Source organism: Phytoactinopolyspora endophytica, assembly GCF_004138495.1.
Lineage (GTDB): Bacteria > Actinomycetota > Actinomycetes > Jiangellales > Jiangellaceae > Phytoactinopolyspora > Phytoactinopolyspora endophytica.
The window spans coordinates 219900-239072 of record NZ_ML142857.1; the positions used below are offsets into that span (position 1 = coordinate 219900).

Annotated in this window: 20 protein-coding genes and 1 pseudogene; 15 read left to right on the forward strand and 6 right to left on the reverse strand. The window is 66.6% G+C overall.

Translation table 11 applies throughout. The features are described from left to right. Positions 1–821, reverse strand: an 821-nt coding sequence (locus ELR45_RS18870) for a PQQ-dependent sugar dehydrogenase (protein ID WP_165367913.1), incomplete at its 3' end; no start/stop codon positions are given. Between the two features lie 116 nt (positions 822–937). Here ELR45_RS18870 and ELR45_RS18875 point away from each other — a divergent pair. The 4 genes and pseudogenes from ELR45_RS18875 (at position 938) to ELR45_RS18890 (ending at position 2475) form a co-directional block, all read left to right on the forward strand. Continuing rightward, the gene (locus ELR45_RS18875; RefSeq protein WP_129667760.1) at positions 938–1168 is read left to right on the forward strand and encodes a response regulator; all 231 of its coding nucleotides are present in this window, start codon (positions 938–940) and stop codon (positions 1166–1168) included. A 23-nt stretch (positions 1169–1191) separates the two neighbouring features. Next, a complete protein-coding gene (locus ELR45_RS42810; protein ID WP_205856852.1) occupies positions 1192–1350 on the forward strand; it encodes a hypothetical protein in 159 nt (52 codons plus the stop codon). After that, a pseudogene (locus ELR45_RS42815) lies at positions 1351–1610 on the forward strand (multicopper oxidase domain-containing protein); the annotation flags it as partial. Positions 1611–1698: 88 nt separating this feature from the next. Continuing rightward, positions 1699–2475, forward strand: coding sequence for a class I SAM-dependent methyltransferase (locus ELR45_RS18890; protein ID WP_129667762.1), 777 nt, complete (start codon positions 1699–1701; stop codon positions 2473–2475). Positions 2476–2506: 31 nt separating this feature from the next. On the opposite strand, the gene ELR45_RS18895 is transcribed toward ELR45_RS18890, so the two are convergent. Together ELR45_RS18895 and ELR45_RS18905 are read right to left on the reverse strand one after the other, a co-directional pair. Then, a complete protein-coding gene (locus ELR45_RS18895; RefSeq protein WP_129667763.1) occupies positions 2507–3112 on the reverse strand; it encodes a P-loop nucleotide/nucleoside kinase family protein in 606 nt (201 codons plus the stop codon). 126 nt (positions 3113–3238) lie between these two features. Further along, positions 3239–3763, reverse strand: a complete 525-nt coding sequence (locus ELR45_RS18905) for a MarR family winged helix-turn-helix transcriptional regulator (RefSeq protein WP_129667764.1) — start codon at positions 3761–3763, stop codon at positions 3239–3241. 73 nt (positions 3764–3836) lie between these two features. On the opposite strand from ELR45_RS18905, the gene ELR45_RS18910 reads away from it, so the two are divergent. The 3 genes from ELR45_RS18910 (at position 3837) to ELR45_RS18920 (ending at position 6699) form a co-directional block, all read left to right on the forward strand. Further along, positions 3837–4625 (forward strand): SDR family NAD(P)-dependent oxidoreductase, encoded by a 789-nt coding sequence (locus ELR45_RS18910; protein ID WP_129667765.1) that lies wholly within the window; start codon positions 3837–3839, stop codon positions 4623–4625. Positions 4626–4766: 141 nt separating this feature from the next. Then, positions 4767–5882 (forward strand): VOC family protein, encoded by a 1116-nt coding sequence (locus ELR45_RS18915; protein WP_129667766.1) that lies wholly within the window; start codon positions 4767–4769, stop codon positions 5880–5882. A 457-nt stretch (positions 5883–6339) separates the two neighbouring features. Then, on the forward strand, positions 6340–6699 hold the full coding sequence (locus ELR45_RS18920; RefSeq protein ID WP_129667767.1) for an MmcQ/YjbR family DNA-binding protein: 360 nt from the start codon (positions 6340–6342) through the stop codon (positions 6697–6699). A gap of 113 nt (positions 6700–6812) precedes the next feature. Here the strand turns inward: ELR45_RS18920 and ELR45_RS18925 are convergent, their stop codons facing one another. Next, positions 6813–7193 (reverse strand): DUF5655 domain-containing protein, encoded by a 381-nt coding sequence (locus ELR45_RS18925; protein ID WP_129667768.1) that lies wholly within the window; start codon positions 7191–7193, stop codon positions 6813–6815. Between the two features lie 140 nt (positions 7194–7333). Between ELR45_RS18925 and ELR45_RS18930 the strand changes: the two genes are divergently transcribed. The 7 genes from ELR45_RS18930 to ELR45_RS18960 all read left to right on the forward strand — a co-directional run bounded on the left by ELR45_RS18930 (position 7334) and on the right by ELR45_RS18960 (position 15669). Then, positions 7334–7846, forward strand: a complete 513-nt coding sequence (locus ELR45_RS18930) for a SigE family RNA polymerase sigma factor (RefSeq protein ID WP_129667769.1) — start codon at positions 7334–7336, stop codon at positions 7844–7846. Positions 7847–7866: 20 nt separating this feature from the next. Beyond that, complete coding sequence (locus ELR45_RS18935; protein ID WP_129667770.1) at positions 7867–9213, forward strand: hypothetical protein; 1347 nt, start codon at positions 7867–7869, stop codon at positions 9211–9213. Positions 9214–9499: 286 nt separating this feature from the next. Beyond that, complete coding sequence (locus ELR45_RS18940) at positions 9500–10546, forward strand: FecCD family ABC transporter permease (protein WP_420813909.1); 1047 nt, start codon at positions 9500–9502, stop codon at positions 10544–10546. After that, positions 10543–11340 carry an ABC transporter ATP-binding protein gene (locus ELR45_RS18945; protein WP_129667772.1) on the forward strand — a complete coding sequence of 266 codons (798 nt, stop codon included), beginning with the start codon at positions 10543–10545 and terminating at the stop codon, positions 11338–11340. Before ELR45_RS18940 ends, ELR45_RS18945 begins: the two co-directional genes overlap by 4 nt. 19 nt (positions 11341–11359) lie before the next feature. Next, positions 11360–12373 (forward strand): ABC transporter substrate-binding protein, encoded by a 1014-nt coding sequence (locus ELR45_RS18950; RefSeq protein ID WP_129667773.1) that lies wholly within the window; start codon positions 11360–11362, stop codon positions 12371–12373. A gap of 3 nt (positions 12374–12376) precedes the next feature. Continuing rightward, positions 12377–14047: an ABC transporter ATP-binding protein/permease gene (locus ELR45_RS18955; protein ID WP_129667774.1), complete on the forward strand. Its 1671-nt coding sequence runs from the start codon at positions 12377–12379 to the stop codon at positions 14045–14047. Then, positions 14044–15669 (forward strand): ABC transporter ATP-binding protein, encoded by a 1626-nt coding sequence (locus tag ELR45_RS18960; RefSeq protein ID WP_129667775.1) that lies wholly within the window; start codon positions 14044–14046, stop codon positions 15667–15669. Before ELR45_RS18955 ends, ELR45_RS18960 begins: the two co-directional genes overlap by 4 nt. Before the next feature lie 37 nt (positions 15670–15706). Here ELR45_RS18960 and ELR45_RS18965 read toward each other — a convergent pair whose 3' ends face one another. Then, entirely contained in the window at positions 15707–16168 is a 462-nt protein-coding gene (locus ELR45_RS18965) for a PadR family transcriptional regulator (RefSeq protein WP_205856855.1), read from the reverse strand. Between ELR45_RS18965 and ELR45_RS18970 the strand changes: the two genes are divergently transcribed. Continuing rightward, positions 16049–17161 (forward strand): serine hydrolase domain-containing protein, encoded by a 1113-nt coding sequence (locus tag ELR45_RS18970; RefSeq protein ID WP_276320702.1) that lies wholly within the window; start codon positions 16049–16051, stop codon positions 17159–17161. The genes ELR45_RS18965 and ELR45_RS18970 overlap by 120 nt on opposite strands. A 284-nt stretch (positions 17162–17445) precedes the next feature. On the opposite strand, the gene ELR45_RS18975 is transcribed toward ELR45_RS18970, so the two are convergent. Next, the coding region (locus ELR45_RS18975) for a GH39 family glycosyl hydrolase (protein WP_129667778.1) at positions 17446–19173 on the reverse strand (1728 nt) is incomplete at its 5' end.

Genomic DNA, 19173 nt, shown 5'->3' on the forward strand with positions numbered 1-19173 from the left:
CCGGGGAGGAGCACATTGACCTCGTCCTCGGTGTTCTCACCGAACTCGGAGGCGTACACCGTTCCGTCGGGTCCGAACGTGATGCCCTGGACGTTGCGGTGGCCGCTGCTGAAGATCGGCCCGTCGCCGGGATTGTCGTCCGGGATACCGCCGTCGGGCAGGACCCGCAGGATCTTGCCGTTCAGGCTGTCCGGGTCGGGCGCGCGGGACGGTTCGCCGGCATCGCCGGTGGTGATCCACAGCGCCCCGTCCGGGCCGATCGTGATGCGTCCCCCGTTGTGACGGCTGCCGCCGGCCGGGATACCGTCGAGGACGACGCGTGTCTGTTCGAACGAGCCGAAGTCGGCGTCGAATTCGAGAGCGACGACCTGGTTGACCTCCCCGACGGTCACGTAGGCGAAGACCGTGCGGTCCTCGGCGATCTCCGGAGAGGCCGCCAGACCCATCAGGCCGCTGTCCCCGGCGGCCTGCGAGCCTTCGACGGTGCCGACCGACTCATGTTCCCCGGTAGCGGGATCGACCCGACGCAGTTCGTAGGTGTCGCGCGAGGACACCAGCGCCGTGCCGTCGGGGAGGAAGGCCAGCCCCCAAGGGGTGGTGATGTCGGTGGTGATCTCCGTGATGTCTGCGATCTCGGTGTTCTGGGTGCTCTCGGTGCTCTCGGTGCTCTCGGCGGTCGTCGCCCGCTCTTCATCGCTCGCCTCCTCCGAGGTCTCGGGTGTTGCTCGGTTGGTCTCCTCGTCTGCGCTGGTACATGCCGCGAGCAGCGCCGCAGTGAGGGCTGCGGCGACCGGGGCGGCGGTGTGTTTCTTCGTGGCCATGAACGACTCCCATCGTTAGAAGTTTTCGCTCGCTTCGAGATCGGTGATCGGCTACTTCCTCATAGTTCGTTTCGAATCTCGGAAGAAGCTCAGAGCGGGCGTGCGACGATCGGTACATGACGAGGCGGAACGCTGACGGCGGCGGCCAAGAGCCGGCCGACCAGCCGTCGCTGCTGCTCGTCGAGGACGATGCAAAGCTGTCCGGGCTGCTCGTTCAGCTCTTCACCGGCGAGGGCTACGACGTCGACCTTGCTCAGGACGGGCACACTGGCTCGCACCGGGCGCTGATCCATGAGTGCTGGATAAGCCGAGTTTCGTCCGGCTTAGCCGCCGCCACACCCGGGTGAACGTGCACAACGAGCTGGATGAGATGACCACCGCGCACTGGCATGGCATGCACATTCCTGCGCGGTTCGTCGGCGGCCCAACGGCGGCAGCGACGAATTCGACGTCCTCCAGCTGCGTGCCGCCGACGAACTGCGGCCGTCACCGGAGATCCCCGACCAGCTCGCGCCCGCGCCCGACCTAAGTGCTCTCGGTCGACGGGCACCGGCCCCCGCCAGAGCTATCCGGTTGGAAGGACACCATCTACATGGCACCAGGCCGCACGTCCGCCTGGCCATGCAGTTCACGGACTACGCCGACCCCTACTCCCGCTACATGTACCATTGCCACCTCCTACAACACGAGGTCAACGGCATGATGGGGCAGTTCGTCGTCGAACCCGGGCAAGAGGCGGGGACGTTAGTGCGATCCTCGCGCGCCACTCTTCCGATGCCAGCTCGGTGATCGTGTCCATGCCCGGTCTCTTCGTCAACGGCAAGGTGAGCAATTGGCCCTGGCGGTCGTCGCCGGGTTCAGGTTTGAGAGGTGCGGTGTGAAAGAGGCGGGCAGGGAACTCAGCTCATCCTTCGGCGCAGCGGCCGTCGCATATGCCGAGCACCGCCCCGACTATGCGCTGGCCGCGGTGCAGTGGGCACTTGAGCCAGCCACGGGCCCGCGCGTGCTCGACCTCGGCGCCGGAACCGGCAAGCTGACCGCCACGCTGCTCGCACTTGGAGTCGACGTTCTCGCGGTCGAGCCGGACCCGGCGATGCTGGCCGAGCTGCGCCAAACGCTGCCGACTGCTCATGCCCTGTCGGGCAGCGCTGAGGCGATACCGTTATCCGAGGGGTCCGTTGATGCTGTGCTAGCCGGCAACGCGATGCATTGGTTCGACATGGATGTCGCGGGTCCCGAGATCGCCAGGGTTCTCGCTCCCGGTGGCGTTCTGGCTGGTCTGTGGAATTTGATGGACGACCAACTTGATTGGGTGGCCGGCCTCGCTCAGGTCGCCGGCCCCGCTGCGATCGGCCCGCGGGATACGCCTGGCAGCTGGCGTCTGGAGACAGCCGGGCTGCACCTTCCCCGCGGCCGAGCGGCCGCCCGCTTCGGCTCGCGGGAGCAAGTAGAGTTTCCGCATGGACAGCGTCGGACCGCTGACTCCCTCGTCGCGACGCTCGCGACGAGGGCAGGGATGCTGGTCATGCCCGAGCAGGAACGCGAGGCCGCGCTCGGTCGGGTTCGTGCTTTCCTCGCGAGCCGACCGGAGACGGCCGACGGTGAGTTCACTCTCCCGATGGTGACTGGCGTGCTCCGTACCCGGCGCTTGTGAAGGCCAATCGGACCGCCGCTGTCCTCGCGTGTCAAGCCTTTCCCGCGGCTGCCCAGCGATCCCGGTCGATCGATGCTGGTTGGTCGCGCAGCCAGGCTGTGACGTCGCGCGCCAGGGCGACGGCGGAAGCCGTCGCCGATGCCACTTGCAGCGCTTGTTCCGAGTACGGAAACGTCAGCGCCCGCTCCCGCACGAGCTGTTCGGTCAAGTCCGTTGCCTGGTGAGAGGGGCTATGTCGGTACCGGTCAACGGCTTCGTCGGGGGGCACCGAAAACTCCACGACCCATAGCGGTGCCCCCGGAATGTCGGCCAGGGCCTGCACCAGACTGGCGCGCTGTCGGCGCCGACTGTAGGTGCACTCAAGGATTGGGGTCCGCCCGCGGTCGAACAACATGCGAGCGAGCGTATGGGCGGCGTCGTAGGCGAGCATGCGATCCGGCATGCTGCGTTCCGATCCCGGCAGGAGCAGGGAGAAGATCGAGTCGACCGCGATGTAGTGGCGAGAGGTCCGCGACCAGTCCGGGGCGAGCACCCGACCCACGTCAGACTTGCCGGAGCACGGTGGGCCGGACAGCACCAAGACGCCGTTCTTCATGACCGAGCCCAGGCCACGACGATTCGCGTCCCGTGCCGACATGGACTTCACTCTAACGGGCCCAAGCGGCATCGGACGACGAACAGTCAGCAACATCCTCCACCGGCACGGCGTACCGATGCGCCGCCGCGGAGGACGCGTCGGCGGTGCCCGGTTTCCAGGCCGCGCTCAGGACTGAGTGCAATCTCCGTGGCTCGCCGGCTGGCGTGTGGTTCCTCCGCTCTCGGCGGCGGCTGATGTTGCTTGCATGGCGTCGGCCACGTGGTGCAGTAGTTTCTTCAGCTGCCGCGCGTCGGTGGCACCCAGCGTCTGGACGACTTGGTGCTCGAGCGAGGCGATCTCCGCGTCCGCCGCGGCCAGCTCCTCGACGCCGCTTTCGGTGAGATACAGCTCCTGGATGTGCCGGTGCCGCGGATGAGCGCGGCGCCGCAGATGACCACGTTTCTCCAGCTTGCCCACCAGGGACGCCACCGCCTGCGGCGTCACCCCGAGCCGTCGCGCGAGCTCCGCGCCGGTGAGCCCCGGGTCCACACGAACCGACAGCATCAGCGAGTAGTGCGCCGGAGCCAGGCCCAACGGCCTCAGCCGCTGCTCCTTCAAGGCCTGCATGGCCATCTCGGCCCTCCGCAGCGCCCAGAGCACCCGATCCAGCGCGGCGTCCGACGAGGCCTTCTTCTCCACGGGGTCGTCCATCCGTCAAGCATACAACGCCTCATTGCTATCAAGCGTTTGACATTAGACAGCCGTTTGAGTTTAGGGTATGGACATGACTCGAACTCTTGCCTTGATCACCGGCGCTTCGTCAGGCATCGGCGCGGCCTACGCCCGACTCCTCTCCCGCGAACACGACTTCGTCCTCGTCGCCCGACGGACCGACCGGCTGAACGAGCTGGCCGCGGAACTTCGCACAGTCGGGGCCGCGGTGGAGGTGCTGCCCGCCGACCTCGCCACCCCTGGCGGCCTGGCGAAGGTGAGCGAACGCCTGGCCGCCGGCGATGTGCGCCTGCTGATCAGCAATGCCGGCGTAGGCGGGTTTGCGCGGCTCGCCGATGTCGACCCGGCCGACGTCGACCGGCTGCTGACGCTCAACGCGGTCGCCCCGGCCCGGCTGGCCCACGCAGCTCTGCCCGGGATGCTCGCCGCGAACGAGGGGGCGATCGTGACCGTCGCCTCGCTGCTGGCGTTCAGCGCGCAGCTGGCCGACGAACGGATTCCACCCCGCACTCTCTACACAGCGGCCAAGGCGGCCACGGTGGCGTTCACCCGCACCCTCGCGGCCGAACTCGCCGGCACGTCCGTCCAGACGCAGGTGGTGTGCCCCGGCATCGTCGCCACCGAGTTCGACGGAGGCTACGGAATCGGTGTGCCGACAGCCATGTCCGCCGAAGACGTCGCCGCCGCGAGCCTCGCCGGTCTGCGCTTGGACGAGACCATCTGCCTACCCGGACTGGAGGACATCACCGTCCTCGACGCCCTGGTCGGCGCCGAAGCCGACCTGCTGGGCGCGAACCGGCCCGTCCCGGCCGCCCGCTACGCGCCGGGCACCGTAGGCTGACCCGCCCGACCCACACATGCTCCAGAAGAAGTAATCATGCGCATCGTCGGGGAAGACCCGTGGAGTTCGCCGAGGCGTTTGGGCGGCTGGGCAGTTGGCAGCACTTGACCTTCGGGTGGCCCGAGACTCGATAGTGGTTCCATGGACGACGTCGAGTTGATGACCATAGGACGGTTTGCGCGGATCAGCGGCGTGTCGATTCATGCGCTACGGCACTACGACGAAGTTGGTTTGCTTACTCCTGCTGCGGTCGACTCTTCGTCGGGTTATCGGCGTTACCAGCCTAACCAGATCGACACTGCACGCATGATCTGCGCACTTCGCGGGATCGACCTGCCGATCGAAGGGATTAGACAGGTCCTCGCCTCTGGGAGTGATGACGAGATCCGTCAGGTTCTGATCGATCAGCGGCAACTTCTTGAGCTTCAGCACAGCCATTTGGCGGCGCGCATCGACGACGTCAACCATTACTTGGAGAAAGGCATCACCGTGCCCACCATCCAACCTGGCTGTCGGCCGGTGCAGATCTGGTTCGCCGTAGATGACGAGCAGGCCTCCGTCGCCTTCTACAAAGAAGCTTTCGGTCTCAACTACGAGGTGTCACGACGCACCAAGGATCGAATCTCCTCATCGTTCCGGTTCGGGACGTACGGAAACGATGACTTCTTTCTGCTATGGGTGTCGGATGATCGCGGGCGAGTCGACCGCCCCGGGCCAATGACGTTCGGCTTGCTGGTAGACGACCTTGACGCCATCCACGCTCAAGCAGTCGCCGTGGGCGGGACTGAACTCGTCTCGCCACATGAACCCGAAGGAATGCCGCGATGCTCCGCCGTGAAAGACCTCAGCGGCAACTGGATCTGGCTCTACGAAGGCGGGATCGGCTGCAAACCCGCCCAGATCAAGCTCGGGGTTGACGACACGCGAGCGGCGATCGCCTTCTACCAGGCTGCATTCGGCCTCGATTACGGCGTCATTCGACATACCGAGGACCAGGACTACTCGTCCTTCCGCTTCGGGACGGCCGGGCAAGACGACTTCTTCCTGCTCACCCTCAAGGACGATCCGAGCGATATGGACAACCCATCCGGATCATCGAACTTCGCTCTCTTGGTCGACGATCTTGACGCCGTCCACGCTCGCGCCGTGGCCGCCGGCGCAACCGAGGTCATCGCGCCGCGAGACGCCACAGGCATGCCAAGGTCCTCGCGGCTCAAGGACCCAAGTGGCAACTGGGTCGGTCTCTTCCAGGGCTGAACCTACTCGACAGTGAGCTGCCGGCGACAGGTGTTGTACGACGTGCCGGACGAGAGCTTCCGAGCCCGTCGCCTCAACAGCTACCAAGCCAGCTCAGATGTCACCTATCCGTGCAGCAGACCCATGCGGCGGACCTCGCCGCCAGAATTCTGCGACCAGATCCCGTAGACGCACCGACACGAGACGGCGCGCGACGGCGCCGTCCTATCTAACCGAGTTCGCACAACAGGAACGGCCGGGCGTACAACGATCACCAACGCAACAGCTGCCCGGGAGGACGCACCTCTAGCCACCGACGAACGCGAGAACCGATGAATCCGTGTCGCCATCGCGGTCTACATGTGCACGTGACTGCGGAAAGGATAGCGATGGACGAGACCGAGCAGGGCGAGCTACGGGTACTGGACGGCGTGCGGACAGGCGGCCTGCCCCGCCCCATGATCAAGGCGTTCCGAGCATGGCGGTGATAGAAGACATCCGGCCACTGGGCGCCGAGTTGGAGCGCTCTTACCAGGTGTACGTACGCGACAAGTTGAGGTTCCGCGTCGGGCAGATCGTCTACGTGGCGTTCTCCCTCGACGAGAGCGTGATGGGCTTCGCGTTCCCCAAGGAGGAGCGGGCGGCGCTCGTCGCGAGCGAGCCGCACAAGTTCCAGATGCCGTCGCCATCGGAAATGCGCTTCAACTGGGTCCACGCCCACCTTGCGGCACTGGACCCGACCGAGGCCCGCGAGCTCGTCGTCGACGCTTGGCGCATGGTCGTCCCCAACAAGCTCTCCCGCGCCTACGACCTCACCCATCCCAACGGCCCGGGCTGAGTCCGCTCTCCGTCGGGACACCGATCGGCTCAGAGACTTCCGGTCTGCCGCGGCCGGTGCTCATTGACCCCAACCGGTCCTGGCGGGGATGCCCTCAGGCACGTCGTCGACTGTCAGCGTCGCAGGTGTGCGCCGGTTCCGACGTCGTAGGCTTCACGAAGCCATCCGACAAACTCCTCGTCGAGGTCCGCGACATCTGTGAGGCGGTAGTGGTGGACGTGGAGGCTGTGTTGGTAGGGAGTGACGTTGCGGATCCTCGGGTCGTCGGTGCTGAGCGGGCGCATGATGTCGAAGTAGCCCTGCACGCCGGCCTTCGTCGGCCGTGCGCCGGCGAAACCGCGACGAGGTCCCTTGAAGGTGATGGTTGACTTCGATACCGAGGTCGTGACCTCGCCCAAGGAGGTGAGGACCTCCTCGACGCGCCGGTACAGGGCGACGGATGCCGCGGGCTGGTCACGAAGATGGTCCTCGATGGTCCATGGCTGGGCGTTCATGGGGCCTCGCTCCCGCAGGCGGGGTATCTTGCTGGTCGACTCTGCCACAGAGTCGTCAGCAGCGCGGGCGAGCCATCCCTGAAACGTCGGGGACCTCCCGACGCGTCTAGGTAGTTAGGACGACGATCGGAGGCGCCGGCGTGGCCGGAGACGTGGAAAGCTTCAAGGACTTCGCCACGGCGCACAGCGGGCGGCTGTTTCGCACCGCGTGGCTGCTGACCGGCGACTGGCACCTGGCCCAGGACCTGGTCCAGGAGACGCTTGGCAAGATGTACCGGAAGTGGCGAGGCCGATCCCGGCCGGATGATCCCCCGGCCTATGCCCGCACCGTTCTCACACGGACATACATCTCGCACCGTCGGCTCCGCGCCTCGGGCGAGCGCCCCACGGAAGCGTTGCCGGAGAGCGCCATGAACGACGGCGACGTGGCGCTGAGGCTCACCCTCATGGACGGGCTGGCCCAGCTCGGCGCGCGGGACAGGGCTGTGCTGGTGCTGCGGTACTGGGAAGACCGTAGCGTCGAGGAGACGGCCACCGAGCTCATGCTCTCGCCGGGTGCCGTGCGATCACGCAGCTTCCGGGCGCTCGAACGACTACGCGTCGTCCTTGGAGACGATACCGGCGATCTGTCAGCGCTCCGGCGATCCACGTGACGAGGGACGGAGGGACCAGGATGAACGACGACCAGCTCAAGCAGGCTATGCGCGACACCGCCGATGCGATCACACCACCGATCAATGATCTTGTTGAGGGAGGCGTCGCTCGAGGCGAACGGATTCGTCGGCGGCACACGGTGAAGGTGGCAGTCGGAACTCTCGCTGTGGCGGTAGCCGCCACCGGCGCTGCGTTTGCCGTGCCCCAGCTGGCGGACCGCCCCGATACCGTGGCGTCGGACGACGAGGTCAGCATGGACGCCGAGCCGGAAGGCGAACCGATCACCGAGGAGTCCGTCGTCGAGACGGTCCTCGAACTTCTCCCGCCTGGCGAGGTCACGGATATCCAGACCCATTCCTTGTCCGAGTTCGGTGCGTCGTTCCAGCTCGTCTACGACGACGGACACGGCCCGAGCCTGATCCAGGGCAGATCTGGCGTGAGCGTCCATGGCGAGGGTCTGGACAGCGACGAGGCTAGTGCCGAATGCGGCGCCATCGTCAACGGTGGCGAGTGCGACACCCGAACGCTCGACGACGGCACCGAGCTGATCATCAGAACAGGCCCGTACTACCCGCAGCCCGATCGAGAACCAGAGCGGCTGCACTGGAGTGTGCAAGCGTGGAGACCCGACGGCCTGACCATCACGATCGGTGAGATCAATGCGCCCACCGAGAAGGAGTCGGAGATCTCCCGGGAGGAACCGCCGCTGTCGACCGACCAGCTGTCGGCGATCGTGACGAGCGACCGGTGGCCACAGGTCGACGAGGAGATCCTCCAAGCGGCCGCTGAACGAGAGCGGCAGGAACAGGCCAAGCGCCAGGAGAACGAGGAACAGGAACGGGCCCGGCGCATGCCGGCGGGCGAGGAACTCGCCACCGACCTCGGTCCGGGCTGGGTTGCGACCAACGAGGACGGGATGTGGGGCACTGCGACACCAGGCCCGGACCTGGCCGAAGGTCTCCCCGATGGGTACGAGCACGCGATCGCAAACCGGGACGTCTTCGGCGACAACACTGCGCTCGAGATGTTCTGCGGCGAGGGCGGAGTCGAGAAGGGCCTCGAGGCCGAACCGTGCGAAGAGTCGTCCTTGCCGGACGGATCCACGGTGCACACGAAGTGGATGCACACCGTCGCGGACTCCCCGTACGCCGAGGATCCGGATGCGTCGATGCAGGATTCGGTCATGGTCCTGCATCGTCAGGACGACGGGAGCCTGGTCACGGTCGCGCTCTGGGTGGCCGAACCGAGCGGGACGTCGACGACGCAGCGACAGGCCGACGCCGTCGATTGGCTGGAGGAACGGCTTGACGACGTCATCCAGGCCGCCACTGTCGGGGGCCTGGAGGACGACAACCCTTCGCCATAGGCCCGATCGGAACCCCCTCGCCCGTACAAACCAGCAGGCCAGCATACCCAGCGGGGGTTCCAAATGGTTCAGTTGAATGGTCCTGACGTGCCACTATACGAACCACACCGTGCTGATCGACGCACCGTCCGTTCACGTCTAGGTCAGCTCGGATGCTTGCTCACACTGGCCGAGTTGGTTTTGATTACTGTTCTTACTAGTATGTCGCGATGTGTCGATAGCGTCCTCCGCGCCACCCGCTCCTGCTGAGCCGAGAGCCTCCACAGCCGGTCGCACCCGTCGGCGTCTGAGGACCCGTACCTGGTTGATCTGCGTGTTTTTGACGGTCGCGATCTGTGCTCTGATCGTTGTCTCTGGCGCGGTGGGCTCAGTGCAGGTCAGCCTGCGGGAGGCTGGCCAGATCGTCGTCGGTCACATGGTGCCCGGGATGCCGTGGATGTCGGACGGATCGCTAACGCAATTGCAGGATCAGGCGGTGTGGCAGTTCCGGCTTCCGCGGACACTGCTCGCAGCCTTGGCCGGAGCCGGGCTAGCGCTGGCTGGTGCGCTGATGCAGGTGACGGTGCGCAATCCGCTCGCCGAGCCCTACATCCTGGGTGTGTCTTCGGGTGCGAGCGTCGGCGCGGTGCTGGTGATCGTGGCCGGTTCAGCGGCACTGGGCGGGCTCTCGTTGAATGCCGCCGCGTTCGCCGGTGCATTGGCGGCTTGCTTGGCCGTAGCGATGCTGGCACGCAAGAACGGAACGCTGTCGCCGACGCGGATGATTCTGGCCGGTGTCGCCCTGGGAACCTTGTTGAGCTCGGTGACGAGCTATCTGACGATCTCGACGGACGCGCAGAACGTGGTCAGCGTGTTGTTCTTCCTGCTGGGTAGCGTCTCGGCCGCGACAATGACGAGTCTGATCGGCCCGACCATTGCACTGATCGTTTCGTGCCTTGTTGCCGCGCTCCTGGCACGGTCACTGAACGTGCTGATGACCGGTGACGAGTCCGCGATCTCACTCGGAGTGAACGCAACCCGGTTGCGCGGCCTGCTGCTGATCATGGCGTCGCTGTTGACCGGCACGGTGGTTTCGGTGGCAGGCGGGATCGGGTTCGTCGGTCTCGTGGTGCCGCATATCGCCAGGATCATCGTCGGTGCGGATCATCGCCGGATGCTGCCGGTGACCGTGCTGGGCGGGGCGGCGTTCTTGATGATGGCGGACCTGTTGGCGCGCACGATCGCCGCGCCGACGGAGATCCCGCTGGGCATCCTCACCGCATTCGTCGGTGCGCCGTTCTTTCTGTGGCTGATGCGCCAGGGCGGGGCCGAGAAGGCAGGTTTCGGACGTTGAGGGTCGAGTTCGAGAACATCACCGTCACACTTGGCGGGCGCGATGTCGTCCAGGATGCGTCGATGACCGCCGAGTCCGGAAGCGTGGTCGGCCTGGTCGGCCCCAACGGCTCCGGCAAGTCCACACTGCTGCGCACGCTGTACCGCGCGGTCACGCCCCGGCGAGGAACGGTGCACGTGGACGGGCAGGACGTACGGGCACTCACCGGGCGGCAGGCCGCCCGGACGGTGGCGGTCATGCTTCAGGACTCGCCAACGGACTTCGATCTCAGTGTCGAGGAGACCGTGATGCTCGGCCGCGCTCCGCATCATGCCACCTTCGGGCGCGACACTCCTGAAGATCTGCGCATCGTGGACGATGCGATGGCGCGCACGGAGATCGCAGAACTGGCTGACCGCATGATCGCGACCCTTTCGGGCGGCCAGCGGCAGCGGGTGATGCTTGCCCGGGCTCTGGCGCAGCAGACCCCCGTGCTGGTGTTGGACGAGCCGAGCAATCATCTCGACATCGCTCACCAGCACGAGCTCATGAGTGCGGTGCGCGGCCTAAACGGCACTGTGATCGCCGCCCTGCACGATCTGAACCTGGCCACGCAGTACTGCGACAGTGTGGTCGTCCTCGCTGAGGGCCGCGTGGTTGCACTCGGCCCGCCCGCTCAGGTGTTCACTCCGGACCTGATCCGCATCACCTTCGGCGTGGATGCGCGCATCCTCGGCGACGCCGAAGAACCCGTTTTCGCCTTCCGCCGTCTGGACCCAGTCGGCGCGAGCACTGACCAAGTCCCGCATGAATGATCGAAAGCAGCGTACCCAGATGAGTGTTACCCGATCCGGCTTCCGCGCTCGTATCGCCGTCGTGGCCTTGTCCGCAGCGGCTCTGATCCTGACCGGTTGCGGTACCGGCGTCACCAATGACGACGAGCAGACCGACATGGGTGATGAAGTCACCGTGGAGAACTGCGGCCGTGACGTGACCGTGAACGGTGCACCGGAAGCCACCGTTGGCATGCACCCGGCACAGACCGAGTTGATGCTGCGACTGGGCCTGGCAGACCGGCTCGTCGGGCAGGCGCAGGCCACAGCGCAGGCGCTTCCCGATGATGTCGCCCCGCTGGCCGAGGACGTACCCGTGCTCGGGGACTCGGCTCCGCCGAGCAGGGAGGACCTGTTGGCCGTGGAGCCTGACTTCGTTTACTCGCCGACCACGTATGAGTTCTCGGCCGAACAAGGCTTCGCCAGCATCGAACAACTCAACGAGGCAGGGGCCGCCGTGTATGTCGCTTCCGGCGGCTGTGCGGACCGGCGCATGACCGGAGAGGTCACCGATCTGTTCACCGACCTGAAGAACCTGGGCGAGATCTTCGGGGTCCAGGACGAGGCCGCTGACTTGATCGCCGAGAACCAGGCCGAGTTGGACGAGGTCGCTGACGCGACGTCTGACGTCGACAAGCTCCGCGTCGCACAGGTGTACTTCGAAGGCGGCACCCTGCAAGCCATCGGTGCCGGCATCGAGTACAACATTCTCCGCCTGGCTGGCGCCGACAACGTCTACACACCCGATCAGGATGCATTCGCGGACTTCTTCGCTGCGACCATCACGCCTGAGTCTCTCGCGGCAGAAGAACCCGAGGCGATCGTGTTCGCTACGTTCGACGAACAGCATGAGGCTGCGACCCGTGAGTACCTGACCAGCACCTTCCCCGACATGCCCGCGGTACGCGAAGACCGGCTGATCGTGGTCTCCACCTCGGATATGTTCCCTGGCACGCTGGGCAACATCTCATCGGTGCGGCGGATCGCCGAGCACCTCTACCCCGATGCGTTCTAAATCGTGATCCATCGCCGCCTCCTACAGTTGGCGGGCGCGGTTCCCGGCGCGATCACCATCCTCGCGGCCACCGGTATCTTCATCTCAGCGTTGCACGTTGCGTTCGCGTTCAGCCTCGCCTCCGTCATCGCAGCGCTCATCCGCGGCGAAGGCGACCCCGTGCCCGCCTTTGTGTTGCTGGTGGCAATCACGGCGACGCGAGGAACGGCGGTCTGGGGACGCGAGTTGCTCGCGGCCAGGATCGGCGCGACAGTGCGAATCCGGCTGCGCCGTCGGCTGCTCGATCGCCTAGCCGCCGTCCCTGCTGCAGAACGCGACTCCGGTGCCGCTGCCGTGACAGTTATCGACGGGGTCGAGGGACTGGACCCCTACTACACCCGATACCTGCCTCAGCTGCTCGTCGTGCTCGTCGTCCCCGCAGGTGTCGTGGTGCTTGCCTGGCACCAGTCCCTTGCCGCGGGCATTGTCCTCGCGGTAACGACGGCGGTCGCGGTGATCGCACCTCGCGCCTGGGATGTCCGGCTGCTGCGGAACGGGCGAGGTAGATGGGAGCGATTCACCCGGCTGTCTTCGGACTATGTCGAGGCGCTGCAACAGGTTCCGCTGCTACGCGCGTTCGGTGCGACCGGACGCGCCGCTTCCCGGTTCACCGCCGAAGCGGAAGGACTCAGGAACTCGACAATGGCTCAGCTACGCCTGTCGCTGGTCGAAACCGGCCTGAGCGCGCTGGCGATGCACCTGGGAACCGTCCTCGCCGCGATCGCGGCGCTCACGGCGGTGACCACCGGCAGTGCCGACGCGGCCTCGGCCGTGATCATCCTCATGCTCGCTCGCGAGTGCTTCCGCCCGGTACAGGACCTCGGTACGAACTGGCACGCCGGCTACCTCGGCCTGACCGCCGTCGACGGGCTCGACCGCCTCGTCTCCATTCGCCCGGCAAGCAACGGCGCCCACGACCAGCCCGCTGACGACGGAACCATCGACGTCGCCGATGTCTCCTACCGATACTCCGGCCCGCGCGCAGCGATCACAGAATTGTCGTTGCATGTAGATCCTGGTGAAACTGTCGCGGTGATCGGCCCCTCCGGGTCGGGAAAGAGCACGCTGGCGCGTGCCCTCGAACGCGACATCGACCCCGACCACGGCATCATCCGGATCGGCGGCATCGACCTGCGCGACTACACCCCCGAGGCCCGGAGTCGCAGTGTTGTGGTCGTCCCTCAAGACCCGGTCCTGTTCGCCTGGTCCGTGCGCGAGAACCTCCGCCTGTACCGTCCCGACGCGACTGGTGCCGAGATCGAGCACGCCGCTCATGTCGCGCAGGTCCATGACGTGATCAGCGCTTTGCCCGACGGGTACGACACCGTGCTGGCCGAGAACGGCGAGCAACTCTCCGGCGGTCAACGACAACGGATCGCGATCGCCCGCGCACTCCTCTCTCCCGCACCAGTGCTCGTCCTCGACGAAGTCACCTCCGCGCTGGACACCGATACCGAGAGACATGTCGTCGACTCCCTCGCCGCGAATACGAGCGGGCGCACGATGATCCTCATCGCGCACCGCGAGAGCGCCTGCGCTCACGCGAACCGGTGGATCGCCCTCCAAGGCGGCCAGATCAGCGCCACCGGCACGGGCAACCCCACAGGCGGCTTCGCGGCGACGGCGGCAAGATGAGAACGGTACTGCGACTACTGCCGCTCATCGCCACCCGTCGCGGTCTGTTCATCGAGACCGTCGTGTGGAGCGCCGTCACCCAGACCGCCGTACTCGGCATCGCTCTCGGCCTCGCCTGGACCGTCGGGCACATCGTCGCCGGTGAGACGGTTTCCCTCCCCGTCGCCTCGTTCGCTCTCCCCGGACTCGCGATCCTCGCCTCAGTGACGGCATGGCGCGAGTCCTGGGTGTCGCACGATCTTGCCTACCGACTCATCGCCACACTCCGCGGCCACGTCTTCGACGCACTGCGCCGCGCCCTGCCATCCCGCACCCGCCACCGGCGAACCGGCGACCTCACCACGACCGTCGTCGCCGACATCGAGACACTCGAATGGCTCTACGCCCACACTGCCGCCCAAACTCTGAGCGCTCTGCTCGTCTTGGCCATGAGCGCTGCGGTCTCCATCTCGATTAGCCCGCTCCTACTGCTCATCTGGGTCCCGCTCCTGATCATCGGCGTCACCGTGCCCTTCGTCACCGCACGCCGTGCACGACGCGATGGCGACGAACTCGCCCACGGTGCCGCCGCGTTGCGCTCTGAACTCCTCGACACCGTCCGAGGGCTGCGCGAGCTCACCGGCTCCGGAGCACTCGATGCGCAACTGGAGCGGCTCACGGACTACACCCGGAGACTCGCCCGCGCCCAGGTGCGGGAAGCCTCCCGTCTCGGCGCCGAACGCGGCATCGGCGATATCGCACTCGCCCTCGCCGCGCTCGGGGCGATCCTCATCGTGCTCCTCGACCGCGCGACAGTCGGGCCCGAGAACATCCCTCTGGCCGTCACCGTTGCCGTGGCTGGGCTGGCCCCCGCCGCGCAGATCGCCGACCTGCTCCGCAACGCGAGCACGCTGCGCGCCGCCGCCGAACGCATCACCGACGTCCTCGGACAGCCCCCAGCCGTGGACCACCGGCCTCGCGGTAGCAGACCAGAACGGTTGCAGGAGTCTGGTCTTGTCTTCGACCAGGTAGGTTTCTCCTACGACTATGAGCGTCCGGTGCTCAAGGGACTCACCATGCACATCCGGCCCGGTGAGATTGTCGCGTTGACCGGCCCCTCTGGTGTCGGCAAGACAACCGCCGCGCGACTCGCGCTCCGCATGTGGGACCCCGACACCGGGAGCGTCCGCATCGACGGTACCGAAATCAGCGACATCCCCGACAAAGAGCTCCGCAGCCGCATCACCACTGTTCCGCAATCCTCCCCGCTGCTGCGGGGCACCATCCGCTCCAACATCACCCTCGGCGAACCCGAAGCGGCCGAGGAGAAGGTTCACGAAGCCGCCACTGCGGCGGGGCTTTTCGATCCTGGAGCAGGGTTGCCTGGCGGCCTCGACACCCCTGTCGGGGAACACGGTGCCGGGCTCTCCGGCGGACAACGAGCTCGCGTCGCCATCGCACGTGCTCTCCTCGGCAACCCTCGGGTACTGGTACTCGACGAGCCCACGGCGTCCCTTGACTCGCAAGCCGACACCGCCATCATGGACTTCCTCAGCCACTCCCAGGACTGTGCGATCCTTCTGATCGCCCACCGCCCCGCCACCATCGCCGCGGCCCACCGCAGCATTCGACTCGGCAGCTAGCCTGGGGCCCTCACCGGACTTCGCGCAGCCGCAGACGTCATCCGGTCTGCGGTCCGCCCCTTTCGGCGAGGTTGCCGAACCATGTGAGGGCGTGACGTCCGGAAGCGATCCCGTAGTCCAGGGTTGCCCGCTGGTATCCCAGGACGTCACGATACTCGGCCGACACTTCCATCGTGTCGATGCGCTCCTTCAGAGCAGTGAGTTTGGCGAGGTCATCCGCGGCTCGCTGCTGAATTCGCCACAGCATGGGTGCGCGATCCTCCGGCTCCAGCAGGCCCAGGAAGAACAGCCGGGGAAGGGCCGCGGTCTCTAGGTCAGCCCCGCTGAGTTCACCCGTCATCCAACTGTGGAACTCCTGTCTGCCCGCGGCGGTGGTGCGATAGATCTTCTTGCCGCGTCCGCGCGGTTCGATGCTCGCGACCTCGATCAACGCTTTGTCGAGCAGGACGTCAAGGGCGCGCTTGATGCTGCCGGAACTGGCGCTGTAGAGCAGGCCCACGCCGGCCTCGAAGGTGCTGGGCCGGAAGATTCGGATGGACCCGAGGTGCGTCCTGAGACGCCCTTCTTCATCGCCTCAATCACGAAACGGTTCATCATCACGCTCGTCCTGCAGGCCCATGAACGTGGTGAGCTCGACCTGGACGCCCCCATCACCACCTACCTGCCCGCCTCGGTGACCGCCGGACTGCACGTGCGTGGCGGGGTGCACCGGACCACCGCGATCACCGCGCGTCACCTGGCCAGTCACACCTCGGGCCTGCCGGACTTCTTCGAAAGGCGCAGCGGCGGGCCGAGCCTGTACCGGCAACTGCGTTCAGGGCAGGACACGTCCTGGAGCTTCGAGGACGTCATCGGCATCACCCGCGAGCAGCAACACCCTCACTTCGATCCTCAAGACCTCACCGCGAAGACCCAGCGGGCACGCTACTCCGACACAGGCTTCCAGCTGCTGATCCGGATTCTCCAGAGCGTCACCTCGATCCCGTTCCCCGAGCTGCTCGCGGAGCGCATCACCGGCCCTCTTGGCCTCACCCGCACGTGGCATCCCGCCGCCGAACCTGCCGAGTCGAATGTGGCGCCACCCCTACCACTGCACACCAGGCGGCGGCACGCTGACGTGGACTCGGTCATCGCATCGAGCAACGACCTGTTCAGCACCACCGAGGATCTGCTTACCTTCGAGCGGGCCCTCGTGGCCGGGAAACCCTTCCAGGACGCGAACACTCGGCGCCTACTGACCGAGCGACGCAACCGGCTGCGCAACGCCCCGGTCCTTCGCTACGGGCTGGGCACCATGATCTTCGGCGTCAACCGGCTCATGTCGCCGCGGCGCGGGCCGGTAACCCTCGTGGGCCACTCCGGATCGACCGGTACGTGGCTGTTCACATGCCCCGAGCTAGGCGTGCACCTAGCTGGCACGGTCGACCAAACACAGGCTCGAGGGCTGCCCTTTCGGATCATGGCCAAGTGCCTGCGGATCTGGGCACGCTGAACGGACACCGAACATGTAGGGTCAGAGGCCACCCTGACCCGTTCGCGGCATCTCGTGAGAGCATGACACCCGCTCTTACGACACGAGCTGGGCTCATCGGACTCTGGCGGGGCCGTTGGTGATCATTGGATCACCACGGAGCCGAGGACTCACCAGACCTTCATCCAGCACCAACCAGCGAATCTCCGGCTCAGGTCGTTTGGCGGACCGGCCTGGCCGACGGGGGCACAAGCCCCGCCTCCGCGATACTCTGGACGGAAGCGGGGCCCGAGCCCCGCGACGACTTACGGACTCGCTTGGGACGCGACCCGGATTAGCGCGCCGCGCTCCCGCCCGGTGAGCACGCCCGCGGCGACCAACGGCGTGGTGACCTCACCCACGGTCCGTTCCGGCCCACCCGGGGTGGGGAATCCCCGGTCGGACGCGTCCAGCAGGGTGGAGAGGCAGACGTCGAGCGGACCGCTGTGTGCGGCCGCGGGCACCGTCCGGTCGGCGACGCCGGAGTCGCTGTCGCCGATGGCGATGTTCCCACTGCAGGCCAGCGTCCCCTGCAGTTCGTTCAGCAGCGACGCGTCCACCACAGCGACCGGTGAGTCGTAGAGGGGTGCGGTCAACGTCACCACCCCGCCGTCCTCGGCGATCGCCTCGTCCGGGACGGCATACGCTCGCCCAGTGCGCAGGTCCACCAGCATCGGCGTGTCGAACGTGCCCGCTGCGAACGACCAGGATGTCAGCTCGGCTCGGATCGAGTCGGCCGGTTTGGCGTGGTCGTGCCACGCGATGACCATCGGCTGCCCGTCGTCACGTCGGTACGACCACGCGGAGGATCCGACGCTGGTGTCGACGTCCAGGCCCAGGTCATCCACCACCGACCACCGGTCGTCGAGCATTGCGGTGACCGACTGCATCGCCCGGTACGACTGCTTGGGCCGGATGATGCTGAGGTCGTCCCGGTCGGTGAGCAGCAGGCCCTTGGGGTTCCAGTTCGTTCCGTCGTACTTCATGTCGCTGATCTGGAAGAGGCTCGAAGGGATCCCGCGGGCGTGGTCGCCGAGCAGCCGGCGTAGCGTCCACTTCGCCTGCGTGAGCTCCGACCAGTACTCGTGACCGAGCGCCGCGAACCCCGCGTACTCCGACGGCGCGCCGTTCTCACCTTGCCGGATCGTGATGTGGTCGCCGAACGACGACACGGTCGACCGGAACGACTCCACCGCCGGGTAGCGAGCGTCCGGGTTGGAGCTGTACGGGTGGTAGGAGATCTCGTCCACCAGGTCCAGTGCGTCATGGTCGATCAGCCAGGTGAGGAATCGCGATACATAGTCGCCGCCCAGCACCCCAACGGTGCCGGCCAGTCCGATGATCGACGCCTCGGGTTGGATGTCCCGGATGATCTGCGCCGTGCGGTGGAAGAACTCGGCATACGTCTCCGCCGACATGCGCTGGTCCGGCTCGTTCCAGATCTCCCACTCATGCACGTCGTCGCCGTAGCGCTGCACCAGCGCCGCCACCCAGGCGTCCCAGGCGGCCAGCGCCTCTTCCGACGTCGGGAGGCCGCCGCCGAGACCGCTGCCACCGCCGCCTGGGTAGGCGGGGTTGCCGTAGCTGACGTTGATCCATGGACGTACGCCCTGGCTCACAACGTCGTCCACGATGTGGTCGAGCCAGGCCCAATCGTAGGTGCCCGGCGTCTGTTCGGTCTTCGCCCAGCCGGCCTGCAGGCGGATCGACGTGGCGCCGAGCGGGCCAAGGTAGTCGCGGTACGCGTCGTAGTCGGCGAAGTCGCGGTCGAGGGTCTCCCCGCCGACCGAGAACGACGAGCCTGGTACGTCGGCCGCATCGCGCGTCGCCACCACCGTCGCGTACGGGTACACCAGGCCCTCGTCTGCCGGCACGTCGAAGACGAACGGGGACGGCGGCGACGCGTCCAGGCGCAGGTCGTCGTATTGGACGACGCCGGACTGGCGGGTCCACGCGTTGAGGTACACGGCGCCGGTGCCCTCCGCCGTGACCGG